The organism is Bacillus paranthracis (assembly GCF_024296885.1).
In the GTDB taxonomy this organism is placed as follows: Bacteria; Bacillota; Bacilli; order Bacillales; family Bacillaceae_G; genus Bacillus_A; species Bacillus_A paranthracis.
The window spans coordinates 780,001-796,883 of sequence record NZ_CP101135.1 but is presented as its reverse complement, the minus strand read 5'-3'; the positions used below and the strand labels follow the sequence as shown (position 1 = coordinate 796,883).

General features: G+C 38.8%; 18 protein-coding genes, 20 tRNA genes, 2 rRNA genes and 4 riboswitches (1 of these 44 running past the window's edge). Of the genes, 2 read left to right on the top strand and 38 right to left on the bottom strand.

Annotated elements, in window-relative coordinates:
* Window positions 1-4: 4 nt before the first annotated feature.
* The 14 genes from kdpF to tenA form a co-directional block, all read right to left on the bottom strand.
* Window positions 5-82 (bottom strand): K(+)-transporting ATPase subunit F, encoded by a 78-nt coding sequence (gene kdpF / locus NLJ82_RS04035; RefSeq protein WP_223153441.1) that lies wholly within the window; start codon window positions 80-82, stop codon window positions 5-7.
* Window positions 82-186, bottom strand: coding sequence for a SipW-dependent-type signal peptide-containing protein (locus NLJ82_RS04030; protein WP_000887889.1), 105 nt, complete (start codon window positions 184-186; stop codon window positions 82-84). The genes kdpF and NLJ82_RS04030 overlap by 1 nt, the downstream gene beginning before the upstream one ends.
* A gap of 98 nt (window positions 187-284) precedes the next feature.
* A riboswitch (cyclic di-AMP (ydaO/yuaA leader) is annotated at window positions 285-430 on the bottom strand.
* 261 nt (window positions 431-691) lie between these two features.
* Complete coding sequence (locus NLJ82_RS04025) at window positions 692-922, bottom strand: hypothetical protein (RefSeq protein WP_000866315.1); 231 nt, start codon at window positions 920-922, stop codon at window positions 692-694.
* A gap of 16 nt (window positions 923-938) precedes the next feature.
* Window positions 939-1,325, bottom strand: coding sequence for a hypothetical protein (locus NLJ82_RS04020; protein WP_000424071.1), 387 nt, complete (start codon window positions 1,323-1,325; stop codon window positions 939-941).
* Between the two features lie 93 nt (window positions 1,326-1,418).
* Window positions 1,419-1,566, bottom strand: a riboswitch (cyclic di-AMP (ydaO/yuaA leader).
* An 85-nt stretch (window positions 1,567-1,651) separates the two neighbouring features.
* Window positions 1,652-2,464, bottom strand: coding sequence for a bifunctional hydroxymethylpyrimidine kinase/phosphomethylpyrimidine kinase (gene thiD, locus NLJ82_RS04015; RefSeq protein WP_000867406.1), 813 nt, complete (start codon window positions 2,462-2,464; stop codon window positions 1,652-1,654).
* Window positions 2,465-2,479: 15 nt separating this feature from the next.
* The gene (thiF, locus tag NLJ82_RS04010; protein WP_001065434.1) at window positions 2,480-3,499 is read right to left on the bottom strand and encodes a thiazole biosynthesis adenylyltransferase ThiF; all 1,020 of its coding nucleotides are present in this window, start codon (window positions 3,497-3,499) and stop codon (window positions 2,480-2,482) included.
* Window positions 3,492-4,262, bottom strand: coding sequence for a thiazole synthase (gene thiG / locus NLJ82_RS04005; RefSeq protein WP_000931987.1), 771 nt, complete (start codon window positions 4,260-4,262; stop codon window positions 3,492-3,494). The genes thiF and thiG overlap by 8 nt, the downstream gene beginning before the upstream one ends.
* A 2-nt stretch (window positions 4,263-4,264) precedes the next feature.
* Window positions 4,265-4,468, bottom strand: a complete 204-nt coding sequence (gene thiS / locus NLJ82_RS04000; RefSeq protein WP_001049505.1) for a sulfur carrier protein ThiS — start codon at window positions 4,466-4,468, stop codon at window positions 4,265-4,267.
* Between the two features lie 15 nt (window positions 4,469-4,483).
* Window positions 4,484-5,593 (bottom strand): glycine oxidase ThiO, encoded by a 1,110-nt coding sequence (gene thiO, locus NLJ82_RS03995; RefSeq protein WP_000335190.1) that lies wholly within the window; start codon window positions 5,591-5,593, stop codon window positions 4,484-4,486.
* The gene (gene tenI / locus NLJ82_RS03990) at window positions 5,586-6,206 is read right to left on the bottom strand and encodes a thiazole tautomerase TenI (RefSeq protein WP_000787182.1); all 621 of its coding nucleotides are present in this window, start codon (window positions 6,204-6,206) and stop codon (window positions 5,586-5,588) included. The genes thiO and tenI overlap by 8 nt, the downstream gene beginning before the upstream one ends.
* Before the next feature lie 10 nt (window positions 6,207-6,216).
* Window positions 6,217-7,218, bottom strand: a complete 1,002-nt coding sequence (locus tag NLJ82_RS03985) for an ABC transporter substrate-binding protein (protein ID WP_000670443.1) — start codon at window positions 7,216-7,218, stop codon at window positions 6,217-6,219.
* Window positions 7,215-7,967 (bottom strand): ABC transporter permease, encoded by a 753-nt coding sequence (locus NLJ82_RS03980; RefSeq protein ID WP_002027054.1) that lies wholly within the window; start codon window positions 7,965-7,967, stop codon window positions 7,215-7,217. The genes NLJ82_RS03985 and NLJ82_RS03980 overlap by 4 nt, the downstream gene beginning before the upstream one ends.
* Window positions 7,967-8,716, bottom strand: coding sequence for an ABC transporter ATP-binding protein (locus NLJ82_RS03975; RefSeq protein ID WP_001256806.1), 750 nt, complete (start codon window positions 8,714-8,716; stop codon window positions 7,967-7,969). The genes NLJ82_RS03980 and NLJ82_RS03975 overlap by 1 nt, the downstream gene beginning before the upstream one ends.
* The gene (gene tenA / locus NLJ82_RS03970) at window positions 8,685-9,380 is read right to left on the bottom strand and encodes a thiaminase II (RefSeq protein WP_000666831.1); all 696 of its coding nucleotides are present in this window, start codon (window positions 9,378-9,380) and stop codon (window positions 8,685-8,687) included. The genes NLJ82_RS03975 and tenA overlap by 32 nt, the downstream gene beginning before the upstream one ends.
* Before the next feature lie 82 nt (window positions 9,381-9,462).
* Window positions 9,463-9,565: riboswitch (TPP riboswitch) on the bottom strand.
* A gap of 60 nt (window positions 9,566-9,625) precedes the next feature.
* Window positions 9,626-9,738: riboswitch (TPP riboswitch) on the bottom strand.
* Window positions 9,739-10,007: 269 nt separating this feature from the next.
* Here tenA and NLJ82_RS03965 point away from each other — a divergent pair.
* Together NLJ82_RS03965 and NLJ82_RS03960 are read left to right on the top strand one after the other, a co-directional pair.
* Entirely contained in the window at window positions 10,008-11,168 is a 1,161-nt protein-coding gene (locus NLJ82_RS03965) for an SH3 domain-containing protein (protein ID WP_001056053.1), read from the top strand.
* Between the two features lie 5 nt (window positions 11,169-11,173).
* Entirely contained in the window at window positions 11,174-11,512 is a 339-nt protein-coding gene (locus NLJ82_RS03960; protein ID WP_254754637.1) for a hypothetical protein, read from the top strand.
* A gap of 224 nt (window positions 11,513-11,736) precedes the next feature.
* Here the strand turns inward: NLJ82_RS03960 and NLJ82_RS03955 are convergent, their stop codons facing one another.
* From NLJ82_RS03955 to NLJ82_RS03840, 24 genes are all read right to left on the bottom strand, one after another.
* Window positions 11,737-12,888, bottom strand: coding sequence for a DUF3965 domain-containing protein (locus NLJ82_RS03955; RefSeq protein ID WP_000648924.1), 1,152 nt, complete (start codon window positions 12,886-12,888; stop codon window positions 11,737-11,739).
* Window positions 12,889-13,182: 294 nt separating this feature from the next.
* Window positions 13,183-13,602, bottom strand: coding sequence for a CBS domain-containing protein (locus NLJ82_RS03950; protein WP_000199015.1), 420 nt, complete (start codon window positions 13,600-13,602; stop codon window positions 13,183-13,185).
* A 130-nt stretch (window positions 13,603-13,732) separates the two neighbouring features.
* Window positions 13,733-13,804 (bottom strand) — tRNA-Glu (locus NLJ82_RS03945).
* Window position 13,805: 1 nt separating this feature from the next.
* Window positions 13,806-13,880 (bottom strand) — tRNA-Asn (locus tag NLJ82_RS03940).
* Window positions 13,881-13,888: 8 nt separating this feature from the next.
* Window positions 13,889-13,965: transfer RNA gene (locus tag NLJ82_RS03935), tRNA-Ile, on the bottom strand.
* A gap of 10 nt (window positions 13,966-13,975) precedes the next feature.
* Window positions 13,976-14,046: transfer RNA gene (locus NLJ82_RS03930), tRNA-Trp, on the bottom strand.
* A 6-nt stretch (window positions 14,047-14,052) separates the two neighbouring features.
* A tRNA-Thr gene (locus NLJ82_RS03925) sits at window positions 14,053-14,125 on the bottom strand.
* 9 nt (window positions 14,126-14,134) lie between these two features.
* Window positions 14,135-14,210: transfer RNA gene (locus tag NLJ82_RS03920), tRNA-Phe, on the bottom strand.
* Between the two features lie 9 nt (window positions 14,211-14,219).
* Window positions 14,220-14,295 (bottom strand) — tRNA-Asp (locus NLJ82_RS03915).
* 3 nt (window positions 14,296-14,298) lie between these two features.
* A tRNA-Met gene (locus NLJ82_RS03910) sits at window positions 14,299-14,375 on the bottom strand.
* Window positions 14,376-14,402: 27 nt separating this feature from the next.
* Window positions 14,403-14,495 (bottom strand) — tRNA-Ser (locus NLJ82_RS03905).
* A gap of 51 nt (window positions 14,496-14,546) precedes the next feature.
* A tRNA-Ser gene (locus NLJ82_RS03900) sits at window positions 14,547-14,639 on the bottom strand.
* Window positions 14,640-14,659: 20 nt separating this feature from the next.
* Window positions 14,660-14,732, bottom strand: a tRNA-Ala gene (locus NLJ82_RS03895).
* Between the two features lie 15 nt (window positions 14,733-14,747).
* Window positions 14,748-14,821: transfer RNA gene (locus tag NLJ82_RS03890), tRNA-Pro, on the bottom strand.
* Window positions 14,822-14,831: 10 nt separating this feature from the next.
* Window positions 14,832-14,905: transfer RNA gene (locus tag NLJ82_RS03885), tRNA-Arg, on the bottom strand.
* Between the two features lie 3 nt (window positions 14,906-14,908).
* Window positions 14,909-14,997, bottom strand: a tRNA-Leu gene (locus tag NLJ82_RS03880).
* A gap of 16 nt (window positions 14,998-15,013) precedes the next feature.
* Window positions 15,014-15,088: transfer RNA gene (locus NLJ82_RS03875), tRNA-Gly, on the bottom strand.
* Window positions 15,089-15,117: 29 nt separating this feature from the next.
* Window positions 15,118-15,198, bottom strand: a tRNA-Leu gene (locus NLJ82_RS03870).
* A gap of 14 nt (window positions 15,199-15,212) precedes the next feature.
* Window positions 15,213-15,288 (bottom strand) — tRNA-Lys (locus tag NLJ82_RS03865).
* A 4-nt stretch (window positions 15,289-15,292) separates the two neighbouring features.
* Window positions 15,293-15,367: transfer RNA gene (locus NLJ82_RS03860), tRNA-Gln, on the bottom strand.
* An 11-nt stretch (window positions 15,368-15,378) separates the two neighbouring features.
* Window positions 15,379-15,462 (bottom strand) — tRNA-Tyr (locus NLJ82_RS03855).
* A gap of 8 nt (window positions 15,463-15,470) precedes the next feature.
* A tRNA-Val gene (locus NLJ82_RS03850) sits at window positions 15,471-15,546 on the bottom strand.
* Window positions 15,547-15,551: 5 nt separating this feature from the next.
* Window positions 15,552-15,667, bottom strand: a 5S ribosomal RNA gene (gene rrf, locus NLJ82_RS03845).
* 101 nt (window positions 15,668-15,768) lie between these two features.
* Window positions 15,769-16,883, bottom strand: a 23S ribosomal RNA gene (locus NLJ82_RS03840) (it continues 1,808 nt past the right edge of the window).

The following is a 16,883-nucleotide window of genomic DNA, read 5'->3' as shown; positions in this document are numbered from 1 at the left end:
CTAATTAAAACTTTTCCGGATTTAATAATGCATACACTAAGTACACCGTAATTGCTGCAACAATAACTGATAAAACAATCATCATGATTGCTTCCCTTCTTTCACAACTTTATCTGACCAACTTGCAAGACTTGCCATCGATGCGACTAACACAACAAAAATTCCGATCATTACAACATCTAACATAGCTACCCTCTCACCTTTCTGTAAAAATTTACCATTAAAATATTAAAAAAGAACACTGAGCTCTACTCAGTGTTCAAAAAATGAACAACAAAAAGTAAACCTCCTCTCTAAACGCTTACGAGGTTAGCTGTCGGATTCGGGCCTAAAGAGTAGCCCTACTTTCAAAACTGAAAGATTCACCCCAAGTGACAATGCACAAAATTGGTTCCCCCGCTCCATTTCTGGAACTCAGCGATTTTAGGTTTTTTTGGAAATTTTATGAATGATTTATGAGAGTAAATATACTCCTCTATTTTTCACTTGTAAAGAGCTAAATTACTGAAAATAAGAAAATATCCATCTATTTAAACGCTTACATTGAGTGTTATTAATATTTTTTCATCTGTTTTCTCGTCTTTTCTTTCTTTTTCACATAAATGATCTTTTAAATACGAAATAAAAAGAGCGAATGACATGAAGTGCATAGCTTGTTGCACTTAGCATTCGCTCTATTTTTATTCACTATTTATTCTCCTCGTAAAAAAGCACGTAAATTTCTCCCGCGAATATAAACTTGTGACAATTCTGCATGTAGCTGCTCATATTCGATAACATCTGTTTTTAAATATAAAGCGTCTTTCGATGGCAATATGATATAGGGCCTTGGAAAAATAGGATCAAGTACCACCAATTCTTGAACTCGCTCTACCGATACCGCCCAACGATTCGCTATATCTCCTAGTAACAACACCTTCATCTTCTTCTCCCCCGCCCTATTCAAAAAATAAAAAAGAAATATTATCACAATTCGTAAACACGACAAATGTAGCTCCAATTGTTTCATAGAGCCTCGCTGGGTATCGTTTATTCCTTGTAACAACAGTAATAGGTGCTTGAAAAGAAAAGCGAATGTGTTCTGTAAAGAAGCTAATAATTGGAAGCTCATCCCCTAGTAAAATCACCTTCTTAATACACTCACAAACACTAGCAAAATCCTGCTCCTTACTACAGCTATACGTCCAATCAAACCCACAATTCCTCACTTCAGCCGCTATCTCTTCATTTGCGGTAAAAATAATTAACTCATGTTGAAACGCTACTAAATCTATTAAACTATTTACCTTGCTTTCTTCTCCAACACAAATAAGTGTTAGTTCCATGTACCTCATCCTCCTTAGCATAAAAGAACTCAAACATAGATTGATATTCCCCTATACTAATCAGATCGATGAAGTGATGTATCCATCATGGCACCGTCCTCTCTCAAGACGCTTACGAAGTTAGCTGTCGGATTCGGACTTTGAGAGTAGCCCTACTTTCAAAATTGAAAGATTCACCCCTAGTGACACTGCACAAATTGGTTCCTCCGCTCCATATAATTGGACTCAGCGTATTACAAAAAATATATTCTGGCTGATATATTACTCTTGTATCTAGAAAAAGTAAACAGAAAAAAAAGCCAGTTATACAACTGACTTTTGTCTACTTATACATGTGCTTTATTCAATTTATATGCAAAATGATTCGTCGGTCCATGACCACTTCCAATATGTAGCGGCTCTTCAATTGCTATACTAATAAATTGTTTTGCTTCTTGAACTGCCTCTTCAATTGAGTATCCTTTCGCAAGTCCAGCTGTAACCGCTGAAGCAAATGTACACCCGCTTCCATGCGTTTGCTTTGAAGGAATTCGTTCACTTCTAAATTCAATAAACTTTTCTCCATCAAAAAGTAAATCAATTACTTCATTACCTTGATATTCTGCATGTCCGCCCTTCATAAGTACATATTTCGCCCCTAATTCATGCAATACTTTTGCAGCCTCTTTACTATCTTCAACGTTATGAATTTCTAGCCCCGTTAACACTTCTGCCTCAGGAACATTCGGCGTTACAACTGTTGCTACTGGCAATAAATATTCTTTTAACGCTTGTACTGCTTCTTGCTGTAATAATGATGCACCGCCCTTAGCAATCATAACAGGATCTAGTACAATATTATTCCAGCCAAATTTATTAATATGTTCTGCTACAATTTGAATAATTTCGCTGCTAAATAACATTCCTAATTTCACAGCATCTGGTGTTAAATCCGTACCAATTGAATTCAACTGTTCCGTAATACCTTCTAACGAAACTGGATATACCCCTTGAACGCCAAGCGTGTTTTGAGCAGTAATTGCCGTAATAGCCGTCATCCCATACACACCAAGCTCTTGGAATGTTTTTAAATCTGCTTGAATGCCGGCACCGCCGCCACTATCAGATCCTGCAATTGTTAAAGCTTTATTTACTTTCATCCCACTCATCCTTTTCTATCCAAAATAACGATGATAAACTGTTTTTGCTTCACTTATATCTTTCGTTCCATGTACAAGTACACGACCATCTTTAAAAGCAACTAATCTCTTTTCTTCCACAGAAAATGATAATAAATATGGATTTACATTTAAATCATTCACACGATCATGCAGCAGCTCTTTGTATCGTTCAAAATCTATTTCCTCTTTATGAGGTGGTCTAATTTGAACTGTATTTCTCCCGCATAAAACTGCTGTTTTCGATGTATTTTCTTTGTTTAAATAAGGATATAATGCATTCTCTCCGCACGAAGGGCAATTATGTTTACGAAGCTTTTGCACATTCATACATGAATATTCATTCTTCCATACATCAAACGATACAAGTCCATCTCGAAGTGATTCGTAATCTTCCACTAACAGTTTAAGAGCTTCCGTTACTTGATGAGAAACGACGAGAGATACAGCAGGTGATATAATCCCCGCTGTATCACATGTCGCTCCGCCAAGCGGAATCGATTGTAATAAACAAGATAAACATGGCGTTTTACTAGGAAGGATTGTGTAAGAAAGACCGTAACTCCCTACACATGCTCCGTAAATCCATGGAATAGAATATTTTTGTGCCATATCATTCACAATGAAACGCGTTTCGAAATTATCAGTTGCATCAATCATTACATCAACGTTTGTAACGAGTTCTTCTAACTCCTCAGCTGTTACATCTTGAACGAGCGCTTCTACTCTTACTTCACTATTAATCTCTTCTAGACGCTTCTTCGCTGCTACAGCTTTCGGAAGATTATTTTCCACATCACTCTCTGCATACAATTGCTGCCTTTGTAAATTACTCCAATCGACATAATCCCGGTCAACAATCGTTACTGTGCCAACACCAGCTCTTACAAACATTTCTGCATTTGCACTACCTAGTGCGCCTGCACCGATAATGAGCACATGCTTTTCCCTTATCTTTTGCTGTCCTTCTTCTCCAATTGGAGAAAATAGTTCTTGGCGAGAATATCGATTATTCAACTACGCTCATTCCTTCTAAAGGACTACTTGCTGTTGCACAACGTTTACGTGCAATACGACCTGCTTCAAAGCCTAAACGGCCTGCCTCAATACTTAATTTCATTGCTTGTGCCATTTTAATAGGATCTTTTGCTCCTGATACAGCTGTATTTAATAACACACCATCTGCTCCTAATTCCATCGCAAATGCCGCATCAGCCGGGCTACCGATACCAGCATCAACGATAACTGGTAATGTCGCTTGTTCAATAATAAAGCTCAAATTCAATGGATTTACAATACCAAGTCCTGATCCAATTGGAGATGCTCCTGGCATAATCGCATGCACGCCAAGTTCTTGTAATTTACGTGCTAATACAACATCATCAGATGTGTACGGAAGTACGATAAATCCTTCTTCTAGTAACATTTCAGATGCCTTTAACGTCTCTACCGGATCAGGTAATAACGTTCTATCATCACCAATAACTTCTACCTTTATCATGTCGCAAAGCCCTGAAGCTTTTGCTAATTTTGCAATACGAACAGCTTCTTCAGCATTTTTTGCTCCGGCTGTATTCGGTAATAACGTATATTTTTTTACATCAAGTCTCTCTAATAAATTAGGCTGCTTTGCATCAAATATATCCATACGACGTACTGCGAACGTTAAAATTTCTGCCTCAGATACATCAATTGCCTTTTGCTGCACATCAAAATCAGGGAATTTTCCTGTTCCTAATAAAAGTCTAGAATGAAATGAAAATGGTCCAATGTTTAACATAATCAACCGCCTCCTACGAAAGTTACAATCTCAATTTGGTCTCCATCAAAAACAGATGTATCTGTATGATCATCTTTTTGTAAAATATCTTTATTACGCTCTACTACAACAATTCTGTTATCTAACTCTAAATGTGTAAGTAGCTCAGCTACTGTTTTCACACTCTCTGGCACTTCAATTTGATTACCATTAATTTTTAAATTCAAACTTTCATCCCCTTTCTAAACTGTTTTAGAAAGCAATGAATCTAGCAAGTGATTCTCCTGCTTTCCTTCTATTAAATCAGCCATATATTGACCAGAAACAGGACTTAATAAAATGCCGTTTCGATAATGGCCTGTGCAAGCATATAAACCTTTTATTTCTTCATGCTCTCCCATATAAGGAGCTTCATGATTCGACTGTGGTCTTAATCCTGCCCATGCGCTTTCCCATTCCGCTTCTTTTAATGCTGGCAATATTGTATACGCGCGCTCTAATATAGAAGTAATACTCTCTGGTTGCACAGTTTTATTGAATGTACGGGGCTTCATCGTTGCTCCAATTACGTAACGTCCGCCGCGCTTTGGTGCAATGTAAAATCTTTCTTGGAAAATAGGCGCCTTTAAAAGTGGTTTTCTACTTCTGACCGCTACTACTTCTCCTTTAACTGGATATGTACCCCATTCGCGGTGAAAATAACCTAGTAACTTTGTGCTCCATGAGCCACCCGCAATAACAACTTTTTCGCAAGTGATCATACCTTCGCTTGTCACAATTCCAGTCACTTTATTATTTTCAATACGGATATCAAATACTTCTGTTTGCTCATATATATCAGCACCCGAGAATGATGCGGAATGTGCGAATGCTTTCGTAAGCTCTGGTGCAATAACATGACCATCTTTCGGATAATATACAGCCCCTATAATTGACTCAGATAGATACGGCTCTTTCTCTCGCAAACGATCTCCCGCTAGGAAATAAGAATCTTCACCGGTTTTCTGCTGCCAATCCATAATGTGAAGAATTCTTTCCTTCTCATCTTCATTTTGAGCAATGCGATAAATGCCTTTCTCTTCATACCCAATATCGATGCCTGTTTTTTCGCGTAAAACTTCTGCAAGTTGTGGAAATATAGCACGGCTTTCTCTCGCAAGTTCAAATAGCGGGTCATATTCATCCCATTCTGCCTGCACCCCAAGTAAACCAGCGGCTGCTTTCGAGGCTTCAGATGCAATCTGTTGCTTCTCTACAATCGCTACTTTATGGCCTCTTTCTGCTAGAAAATGTGCAACTGAACTACCAATTACACCACCGCCAATTATCGCTACATCATACTTCTTACACATGTTTTTCCGCCCACTTTCTTATTGATTCCTTATAAGATTTCGCTTTGCTATACGGGTTACTACTACTTATAATCCCAGACATAACAGCAATACCACTGACGCCGTTAGTAAGAACATCTCCAGTGTTTTCCGGAGTGATTCCTCCAATTGCTGTAATCGGTATGGATAAACACCTTGCAATGTCTGAAATTTCTTCAACCCCTCTCGCTGGCACACCTTTTTTACAATCTGTCGGAAATACATGACCATAGACGAGTGAATCCGCGCCATTCTTAAATGCATCAATCGCCTCTTCTAAAGAATGCACAGAATAACCGACATGCAAATAAGAAAACTTTTCTTTCACTGACCTTACATCTGCGCTTCGATATCCTAGCTGCACGCGCGGAATATTTAATAAAATAGCAATATCAATTCGATCATTTATCACTATTTTCGATGCTGGAAAGCCCTTCTTCAAAAGACTTTCCACACCTTCATACAATTCCTTCGTACTTTTCTCACGCTCACGAATATGCAAATAATCAATTTCACTTTCAATTTGCATCGCTACATTCACTAACTCTTCGAATGACATGTGACCATTTGAGATTACATGAAGCTCATTTTTCATATTCATTCGCCTACTTTAAAATGTTTTCGAATAACTCATCGGCCGGAACGATTTCTTTCGTCATTCCTTTATCTTTCAACCATTTATTTTGTTTCTCCCATGACTCTTTTGAATCTGATAAAAATGGCTCATCTTTCGTTTCCATCTTCTCTAATAAAATTTTCATACTTTCCTTTTCAACTTCTGGCACAAGTGGGAAGTTTTCTTTTTCTTGATGATTTAATAAAATATTCAATGCTTCATCTGGGTTTTTCTTCATAAAATCATAGCCTTTTTTCGTACCACGCAAGAAAGCTTGCAAAGCTTCTTTATCTTTTTTCAATGTTTTATCACCTGTTACAAATACGAGCTCATGATAATTCGGTACACCATAATCTGCTGGATTAAAGTATGCTGGTTCATGACCTTCATGACGCATAACAGGTACTTCGTGGTTAATATATGCTCCTGTTACCGCATCCACTTTTTTCGTAATTAATGCTGGTACTAAATCAAAACCAACATCGACTACTTTCACTGTATCTGGATTACCACCAGCTTCTTTTACCATCGTTTTTAAATACATCTCACTTAAAGGTGTTCCAGAATACCCAACTGTTTTACCCTCTAAATCTTTTGGCGATTGAATGCCTGCAGACTTCAGCGATACAACATGATTTAATGGTGAACGTACGACAGCTCCAATTGATTTCACTGGAATTTGTTCATTTGCTTTTGCCATGACAACATCTGGCTGATAATATAAGCCAACTGTTACTTTTCCTGCAGCTGCTAACGTTAATGGGTCAGTCGGATTAGAAGGGAATTTAATATTTACCTTTACTCCTTCTTCTTTAAAGTAACCTTTTTCAATTGCCGCATAAATAAAGCTATGTACCGCATTTGGGTACCAATCAAGCATGACCGTTATTTCTTTCTCTTTTTTATTCTTATCTGATGCTGAATTACTCGAACATCCAGCAATCATTGCAACTAATAATGTAAGCACAAAGATGCGTTTTAAAAATTTCATGAATGCTTCCTCCAACTAATGAATTTCTTTTCTAATACCGAAATAAGTACGACGAAGAAAATAGCTAATAACGATAACAATACAATGGGTGCAAATACACCTGCCCCGTCTAATTGCGTCATCATTCTCTTACTGAAATATCCTAGCCCCGCTTGTGCACCGAGCCATTCACCAATTGCCGCCCCAATTACACTAAGCGGTACTGCAATTTTTAAAGCTGAGAAAAAATAAGGAAGTGCAGACGGCAATTTTAATTTAAGAAAAACATCTTTTTTCGTTGCCCCATACGTAACTAAAAGCTCTTCCCATTCTTTTTTCGTACTGCGCAGTCCATCATACGTATTAACTGCAATTGGGAAAAACGTAATTAAAACCGTAACAACAACCTTACTCCAGATCGTATATCCAAACCATAAAACGAAAAGCGGAGCAAGCGCTGTAATAGGAATCGTTTGTGAGGCAACTAATAATGGATAAAATGCTCTCTCCATCCAATTACTCGCATTCATTAACATCGCTAGCCCTACCCCAAGTACGATAGAAATAGCCACCCCTATTAAAACGACATATAATGTTGCTGGCAAATGAACCATAAATAATATGTCTTTTAGTTTCCATATCTTCATTACAATTGCAGACGGTGACGGTAAAATGTACATTTCATCTACAATTCTTGCGCCTACTTCCCAAAGAGCAAGTAAAATACTAGAAAGTGTAAGAGCAGGTAATAGCTCCTTCAACCGGTTCATCATACGAGTACCTGCCTTTGCAACATACTAAGAAGCTCATCTTTCAGCGCTAATACTTCCGGTTTATATAAATCTTTTCTTGTCCGATTATGATCAAGCGGTACAATCCTCTCGGTTAAAGTAGTTATCGGTTGCTGCTCTACCACTAAAATTCGATTAGAAAGAAACAATGCTTCTTCCACATCATGAGTGATAAATAAAATTGTTTTTTCCCACTCTTTCCATTGTTCAAACAACCATTCCTGCAAAGATGCCTTCGTTAAAGCATCCAACGCGCTAAACGGTTCATCTAAGAGCAATATCTCTCCGCCTGTTAATAAAGTTCGAATGAAAGATACGCGTTGCCTCATACCACCAGATAAATCTTTCGGATATTTTGTCTCATATCCTTGTAAACCAAATTTGTGTAACAGTTCCTTTGCCTTTATTTGTGCTTCTTTCTTCTGTACACCTTGGCACTCTAGCGGCAGGGCCGCATTCTCAATAATCGTTCTCCATGGCAGGAGCATATCTTTTTGGGGCATATACCCTACAGGATGGCTCTTTGTTTCTGTTAGTTCTATCTGTCCTGTACTCGCTTCTTCTAAACCTGTAATAAGGCGAAATAAAGTACTTTTCCCGCATCCACTCGGTCCGATAATGCTTACAAACTCTTTATCTTGTATAGAAGCATTTAATTCATTAATGATTGGCTTCTCATCATAATGAAAAGAAACATTATGAAACTGTAGTATGTTCTTGCTCCTCAAATCCCCACATCTCCTTACGGTAGGACATATCCCAGAATAAATATTCAAATCGACTGGAATATAGGAAAATCTCCTCTAATCGATCTAGCTCTTTTTCAGACTTTCCAACTGCCATTTCATTTAATAAATCGATTAACCAAACACAAAGGTTGCCATATTCTTCAGAGCTATAGCCTTGAATCCACTCACCAAAGAACTCATGATCTCTTGCTCCAGGAATATCATTTAAACGCTTTCCAATCTCCCAGTAGCTCCACATACATGGAAGAAGTGCTGCTATTAATTCCGCAAGTGTGCCATTTTGAGATACAGACATCATGTAATTTGTATAAGCTAAATTTTTAGCAGATGGCTTTGCAGACTCTATCTCCTCTATAGAAATTCCAAGTCTTTTTGCATACTGTTTATGAATTGTCATTTCTCCGTTTAATATCCCATCAATTTGTTCAGCAAATTTCCCCATAACTTGTGGATTTGTTGCCTTTACAACACCGATCGCATATAACTTTGCATAATCTAACAAGTATAAATAATCTTGAATAATATAATACTGAAACTTATCTTTTTCTAACGTACCATCCCCCATACCTACAACAAATGGATGATTATGACTCATCTCCCAAACTGGTTGTACAGTTTCTAATAATCTATCGCAAAATTTCATTTCTCTATCCCCTTTCAATTTATATATCTAAATAAAAAACCACTTCTAAATAAGAAGTGGTTACAGCAAATAAAATTATAATTTATTCGTTGCTCCACTTCCCTTCGCTAGTATTATCTAGATCAGGTCTGTAAGGGTTAAGGATTATTCCTCTCTCAGCACAACAAGCACCCCTAGTGGTTTCAATATGAAATTTTCAAATAAAAAAGCCCCGTTTCTATACGCAAAGAAACGGGGACTCATTATTAGTGTCCGAATTGCTTCCCTACGCTAGCATAATCTAGATCAGGTAATAAAAAGGATCAAAGACTTAAGGTCTTACTCTCAGCTGGCAACACCAGCTCTCCTAGCAAACTATAAAATTATCACTGTCAGTATAACACCGTAATAAGACATCATCAACTGTTTTAATTTTCTCAATTGTCAACAAAATAACAAAACCATATAACACTTATATTCTATCTTAGAAATTATTATCCTAATAAATTGGATAAAAAGGAATCATTATCCTCAAAAAATTTATTTTTATATTGATTTCATATTACATTTATGTGAATACACCCACTATATTATATCTTTATACTATAATAAAATTACAACTATACAACTAGAGGAGGTCTCTATTATATGAATATGAAAGCTACTGCTTTAACAGCAACTACTGTCGCAATTGCTTCTTTACTTCCTTCTATGGGAGAAACAAATGTACAAACAGCCAACGCTGAACAATTATCTAATGTGAAAACTGGATATGTCAAAGTCGATCAAGTAGCCTTACATACAAAAGATAACGCAAATAGCTCATCAATTGATACAATTCGCTTTAATACGAAAGTGAATATACTTGAAACAACTAATGGCTGGTATAAAGTATCTGTTAATAATAAAGTAGGTTACGTACAAAAAGATTCTATTCTACTAAAAAACAAACTTCAATCTAATAATCAATATATCGTCAATGCCAATGCATTAAACGTTCGTTCTGAACCTAATTTAGAATCTTCAATTTTAGATGTATTACCAAATGGGAAATTCATTACTATTCAAGAAGAACAAGGTGAATGGTATAAAATTTTACATAATGGCAAAACAGGTTACGTACAAAAGGCATTCGTATCTAATGGTTCACAGCCTTTAGTAAAAGGCATCACAGTTCAAAATAATACGAAATACACAGTTGCAACACCTAAACTTAATGTGCGTAGCAACGCTAGTACAAGTAGCGCACTACTTGGTTCATTACAAAATGGTACACAATTACAAGTAGTGGAAACTGTAGGAACTTGGTATAAAATTCGTTTTGGCACAGGATACGGATATGTGGCAAAGCATTATGTAGTGCAAAATCAAACGCAATCACAAGCTCAAACGACTCAACCTACTTCCATTCCAGCCGTTTTCAAATTCCCTACTCAAGGAAAAATTAGCTCAACATTTGATATGCGCTGGGAACAAATGCATTATGGTATAGATATCGCAGCTCAGGGTAATGTCTCTATCCAGGCTGCTGCGGCAGGTAAAGTCGTGAAATCATATTATTCAGCTAGCTATGGCAATGTTGTGTTCATCGCCCATCAAATAAACGGGAAATTATATACAACAGTCTATGCTCACATGAAAGATCGCACTGTACAAGCTGGTGATCAAGTACAAGCTGGACAATTAGTAGGTCATATGGGAAACACAGGTCATTCATACGGGCAACATCTTCATTTTGAATTACACAATGGAGAATGGAATTTTGAAAAAACAAATGCAGTAAACCCACTGCCATATTTAGTTAGGTAAATTGTATGCCACGCAATATCAATATACCTCTCTTAATTGAATACTTAGCCTTTTTAGGCCTAATCTGTTGCTTAGTAATTTATAATACAAATACTGTATTTTTATCTATTATCATTGCTTTTGTTGCTTTAGAAATTATGATGGAAGCTTTTCAAGTTCAACTAAAACAAAAAATTGCCCATATTTATAATGCCATTTTTCTATTAAGTGCTTTAATAACAAATATTATTAGTAATAGTTTTTATTTATCTACCGTATTTCCCGTATTTTTTATGGCTGTTTTATTATTCATAGCTAGATACATTCATGTCCCTAATAACAAAAAACACGAACAAGAAGCTTAGAAAGAGGAGACACTGTGTACCAATCTTTCAAAGATAATCCGATAAAATATATATTGAATTTATATAAAAAAACAAATACTTTTTTTGGTATACAAGGAAGCTATACGGCACAATTTCTCCTTTATGGAATGTTATTTCTCGTCTTAATTACATTCTCCTTGCTTTACTAATAAAAAAAGGATCTCACAATTGAGATCCTTTTTAATTTATATAGAAAGTGCTCTTTATCCACAAGCATATTTTTCATAAATAAAGCTAAGATTATATTTTTTCTCTAAGCTCATTCTTTGTTCATCATCACACCAATAGAACAGAATATCATGAATCGTTGCATAACGCTTATTTTTAAGAAACAGTTTAAAGAAAGATGGTAAACAGTCATGTAATTGTATAAATATATAATTGCGTAATATTTCTTCTTTATATTTAATGCCCTTACAAATATACAATAATTCTTCACAATAATATGCATGTTGTGGAACTTGGATCATTTCAAAAAATGGCACATATGATAATAATTTTCCAATAAAATGATCATATCGATCCATTATTCCTATCGTCATATGCTCCATCATATCTTTCATTACATATAAATAATCATCTACATGAGTAGTCTTGAGTGGGTCTAATCGATCTGAAATTTGAGAAAGTACAGCCCTTTGGCAAGCTAACACCGCTTGACTAGGTCCATAATATGATAGAAAGTCTGTACACTTACGATACTTTCGTAATAAATCATATGTATATAAGTCATAAACAAAAGTATTACAATACATCGCTAAACTCATCATATCACTATTTAATTGCTCTTTTGATAGTGACTTAGCTCTCTTACACATATAAAAAAATGTAAATTCTAATACTTCTTTATGGGATAATAAATGTTTACAGTCTGTTATACATTTCTCATTAAATTTAACTCTATCCCAAATTTCTACATCTCCATCAGTTAATTCACCAATACGATATTTAATTATTAAATAGTTTAAAGCAACCGCCTGCGTCAAAAGATCCCACGTTTCATATTCCAATGAAGTATGAACAAACTCAGCTAGCCCTTGAGTTACCATAAAAGTATTCGCTTCTTCATACCAACCAATTTCTTGGCATAAGCGAAGAATACGTACTAAAGTTGGAATTTCGTCTTTATGAAATTGCGGTAAATTCTTTGCTTTATTCATTCCATATACGATAAATGCCGCTAAATTTTCTTCTTTATAAAATTCTTTTTCTTTCCACACTAATATAGTTCGTTCTTTCCCTTCACCTTTTGGATGACAAGGTACAAGCAAAGAAAATAATTCAGCGAAATTATTTGGTTCTATATATGTATCTGTAACCAAATTCCAATTTGGATCGCGCTGTACAGCCTTCATATAATTCCCCTTCCCTTTTATCTACATAGGAAATATTAATCCATTATCACATCATTAACAATGAATATTGTTATATTCGAAATCAATCATAATACTTATATCTATCAGTATATCATTTTTTCTCTTATTTATAATTAGGAATGACAAATTTAAATAAACTGTCGAAATTACTAACTGTATACTTATTATATAATGGCTCAGATACATCATGCTAACATATTAGCTTAACCCTATATACTAGAATAATGTATCTGATTTTTATACGTAACGTATTACACTAATTAAAGTCTCACTTCATTCCGTATGCTCTGATATTTCACTTAAAGCAAATCCCGCTTGATCATCTGCCGATTCTTTTATAGCTAAATCTCCTAGTGCTAACATCCCAACGAGTTGACCACTCTCAACTACTGGCAATCGTCTAATTTGATACTGTGCCATTAACTCTGTAGCCTTTTCAATAGGATCATCTGGAGAAACTGAAACAATGTTTTTTGTCATTACATTTGTAATTTTATTAGATCCAGGATGTTTTTCAGCAATCCCTCGAACAACTAAATCTCGGTCCGTAACAAGACCAACAACTTGTTCATTTTCAACAACCGGGATCAATCCAATCGATTCTTCTTTCATCTTTACAGCAGCTTCATATACATTGTCTAACGGTGTACACTGTACAATATGAGTGCTCATCAAGTCTCTCACTCGTGTCATTTGTATCTCCTCCTTTTTATACATACCATAGCTTTTCCTAAATCCCTTTATTTATTTCAGGAAAATCAGTTGATAAAGGAGAATGAACGCACAATAAAAAAGAGTCAGCAATATGCTGACTCTTTTTTTATGACCCGTACGGGATTCGAACCCGTGTTACCGCCGTGAAAGGGCGGTGTCTTAACCACTTGACCAACGGGCCATGGCTCCGCAGGTAGGACTCGAACCTACGACCGATCGGTTAACAGCCGATAGCTCTACCACTGAGCTACTGCGGAATAATATATGGTGGGCCTAAATGGACTCGAACCATCGACCTCACGCTTATCAGGCGTGCGCTCTAACCAGCTGAGCTATAGGCCCATATACTTTACAGGGGCAGTAGGAATCGAACCCACACTGGAGGTTTTGGAGACCTCAGTTCTACCTTTAAACTATGCCCCTAAAGGATGCCGACTAGAGGACTTGAACCCCCAACCTACTGATTACAAGTCAGTTGCTCTACCAATTGAGCTAAGTCGGCATAAAAAAATGGTGGCTCGGGACGGAATCGAACCGCCGACACGAGGATTTTCAGTCCTCTGCTCTACCGACTGAGCTACCGAGCCAAACATAAATGGCGGTCCCGACCGGGGTCGAACCGGCGATCTCCTGCGTGACAGGCAGGCATGTTAACCACTACACCACGGGACCATTTGGTTGCGGGGACAGGATTTGAACCTGCGACCTTCGGGTTATGAGCCCGACGAGCTACCGTGCTGCTCCACCCCGCGATGATAAAATATTTACTTTATAAAAAATGGAGGAGGTAGAGGGATTCGAACCCCCGCGCGACTCTCGCCGCCTGTCGGTTTTCAAGACCGATCCCTTCAGCCGAACTTGGGTATACCTCCATGAAGGAAAAAATATTTTATTATTTATGTCTAAACCATTTTAAAAGAAAATGGAGGAGGTAGAGGGATTCGAACCCCCGCGCGATTCTCACCGCCTGTCGGTTTTCAAGACCGATCCCTTCAGCCGAACTTGGGTATACCTCCGAGACATATAATAAATAAAGTGGAGCCTAGCGGGATCGAACCGCTGACCTCCTGCGTGCAAGGCAGGCGCTCTCCCAGCTGAGCTAAGGCCCCATGTTTTTGGGAATATCGGGAAGACAGGATTTGAACCTGCGACCCCCTGGTCCCAAACCAGGTGCTCTACCAAGCTGAGCCACTTCCCGTTATTAAAAGCGCGCCCGAGAGGAGTCGAACCCCTAACCTCTTGATCCGTAGTCAAACGCTCTATCCAATTGAGCTACGGGCGCATATGGTGCCGAGGGCGGGGGTCGAACCCGCACGGTGGTCACCCACCGCAGGATTTTAAGTCCTGTGCGTCTGCCTGTTCCGCCACCCCGGCATGTCATATTGAAAATTGGAGCGGAAGACGGGATTCGAACCCGCGACCCCAACCTTGGCAAGGTTGTATTCTACCACTGAACTACTTCCGCAAGACATGTATGAGTTATTTTATTAAAAGTGCGGGTGAAGGGAGTCGAACCCCCACGCCAAAGGCGCTAGATCCTAAGTCTAGTGCGTCTGCCAATTCCGCCACACCCGCATATTTTGTTAAAATGGTGAGCCATGAAGGACTCGAACCTTCGACCCTCTGATTAAAAGTCAGATGCTCTACCAACTGAGCTAATGGCTCTTAATGGCTGGGCTAGCTGGATTCGAACCAGCGCATGACGGAGTCAAAGTCCGTTGCCTTACCGCTTGGCTATAGCCCATTAATTAAGAATGGTGGAGGGGGGCAGATTCGAACTGCCGAACCCGAAGGAGCGGATTTACAGTCCGCCGCGTTTAGCCACTTCGCTACCCCTCCGACATATATGGTGGAGGATGACGGGATCGAACCGCCGACCCCCTGCTTGTAAGGCAGGTGCTCTCCCAGCTGAGCTAATCCTCCATTTTGCCTGGCAACGTCCTACTCTCACAGGGACAAGGTCCCAACTACCATCGGCGCTAGAGAGCTTAACTTCCGTGTTCGGTATGGGAACGGGTGTGACCTCTCTGCCATCATTACCAGACTCTATTCATTTAAGACAAGAATCATTATAACTTATTTAACTTTAAAAGTCAACAAGTTTTTTATATTCTTTCAAAACTAGATAACATTGCTTCATATTATATGGTTAAGTCCTCGATCTATTAGTATTCGTCAGCTCCACATGTCACCATGCTTCCACCTCGAACCTATCAACCTGATCATCTTTCAGGGATCTTACTAGCTTACGCTATGGGAAATCTCATCTTGAGGGGGGCTTCATGCTTAGATGCTTTCAGCACTTATCCCTTCCGCACATAGCTACCCAGCTATGCCCTTGGCAGAACAACTGGTACACCAGCGGTGCGTCCATCCCGGTCCTCTCGTACTAAGGACAGCTCCTCTCAAATTTCCTACGCCCACGACGGATAGGGACCGAACTGTCTCACGACGTTCTGAACCCAGCTCGCGTACCGCTTTAATGGGCGAACAGCCCAACCCTTGGGACCGACTACAGCCCCAGGATGCGATGAGCCGACATCGAGGTGCCAAACCTCCCCGTCGATGTGGACTCTTGGGGGAGATAAGCCTGTTATCCCCGGGGTAGCTTTTATCCGTTGAGCGATGGCCCTTCCATGCGGAACCACCGGATCACTAAGCCCGACTTTCGTCCCTGCTCGACTTGTAGGTCTCGCAGTCAAGCTCCCTTATGCCTTTGCACTCTACGAATGATTTCCAACCATTCTGAGGGAACCTTTGGGCGCCTCCGTTACACTTTAGGAGGCGACCGCCCCAGTCAAACTGCCCACCTGACACTGTCTCCCGGGTCGATAAGACCCGTAGGTTAGAATTTCAATACAGTCAGGGCGGTATCCCACCAGCGCCTCCACCGAAGCTAGCGCTCCGGTTTCAAAGGCTCCCGCCTATCCTGTACAAACTGTACCAAAATTCAATATCAGGCTACAGTAAAGCTCCACGGGGTCTTTCCGTCCTGTCGCGGGTAACCTGCATCTTCACAGGTACTATAATTTCACCGAGTCTCTGGTTGAGACAGTGCCCAAATCGTTACACCTTTCGTGCGGGTCGGAACTTACCCGACAAGGAATTTCGCTACCTTAGGACCGTTATAGTTACGGCCGCCGTTTACTGGGGCTTCAGTTCAGAGCTTCGCTTACGCTAACCCCTCTCCTTAACCTTCCAGCACCGGGCAGGTGTCACCCCCTATACTTCGCCTTACGGCTTCGCAGAGAGCTGTGTTT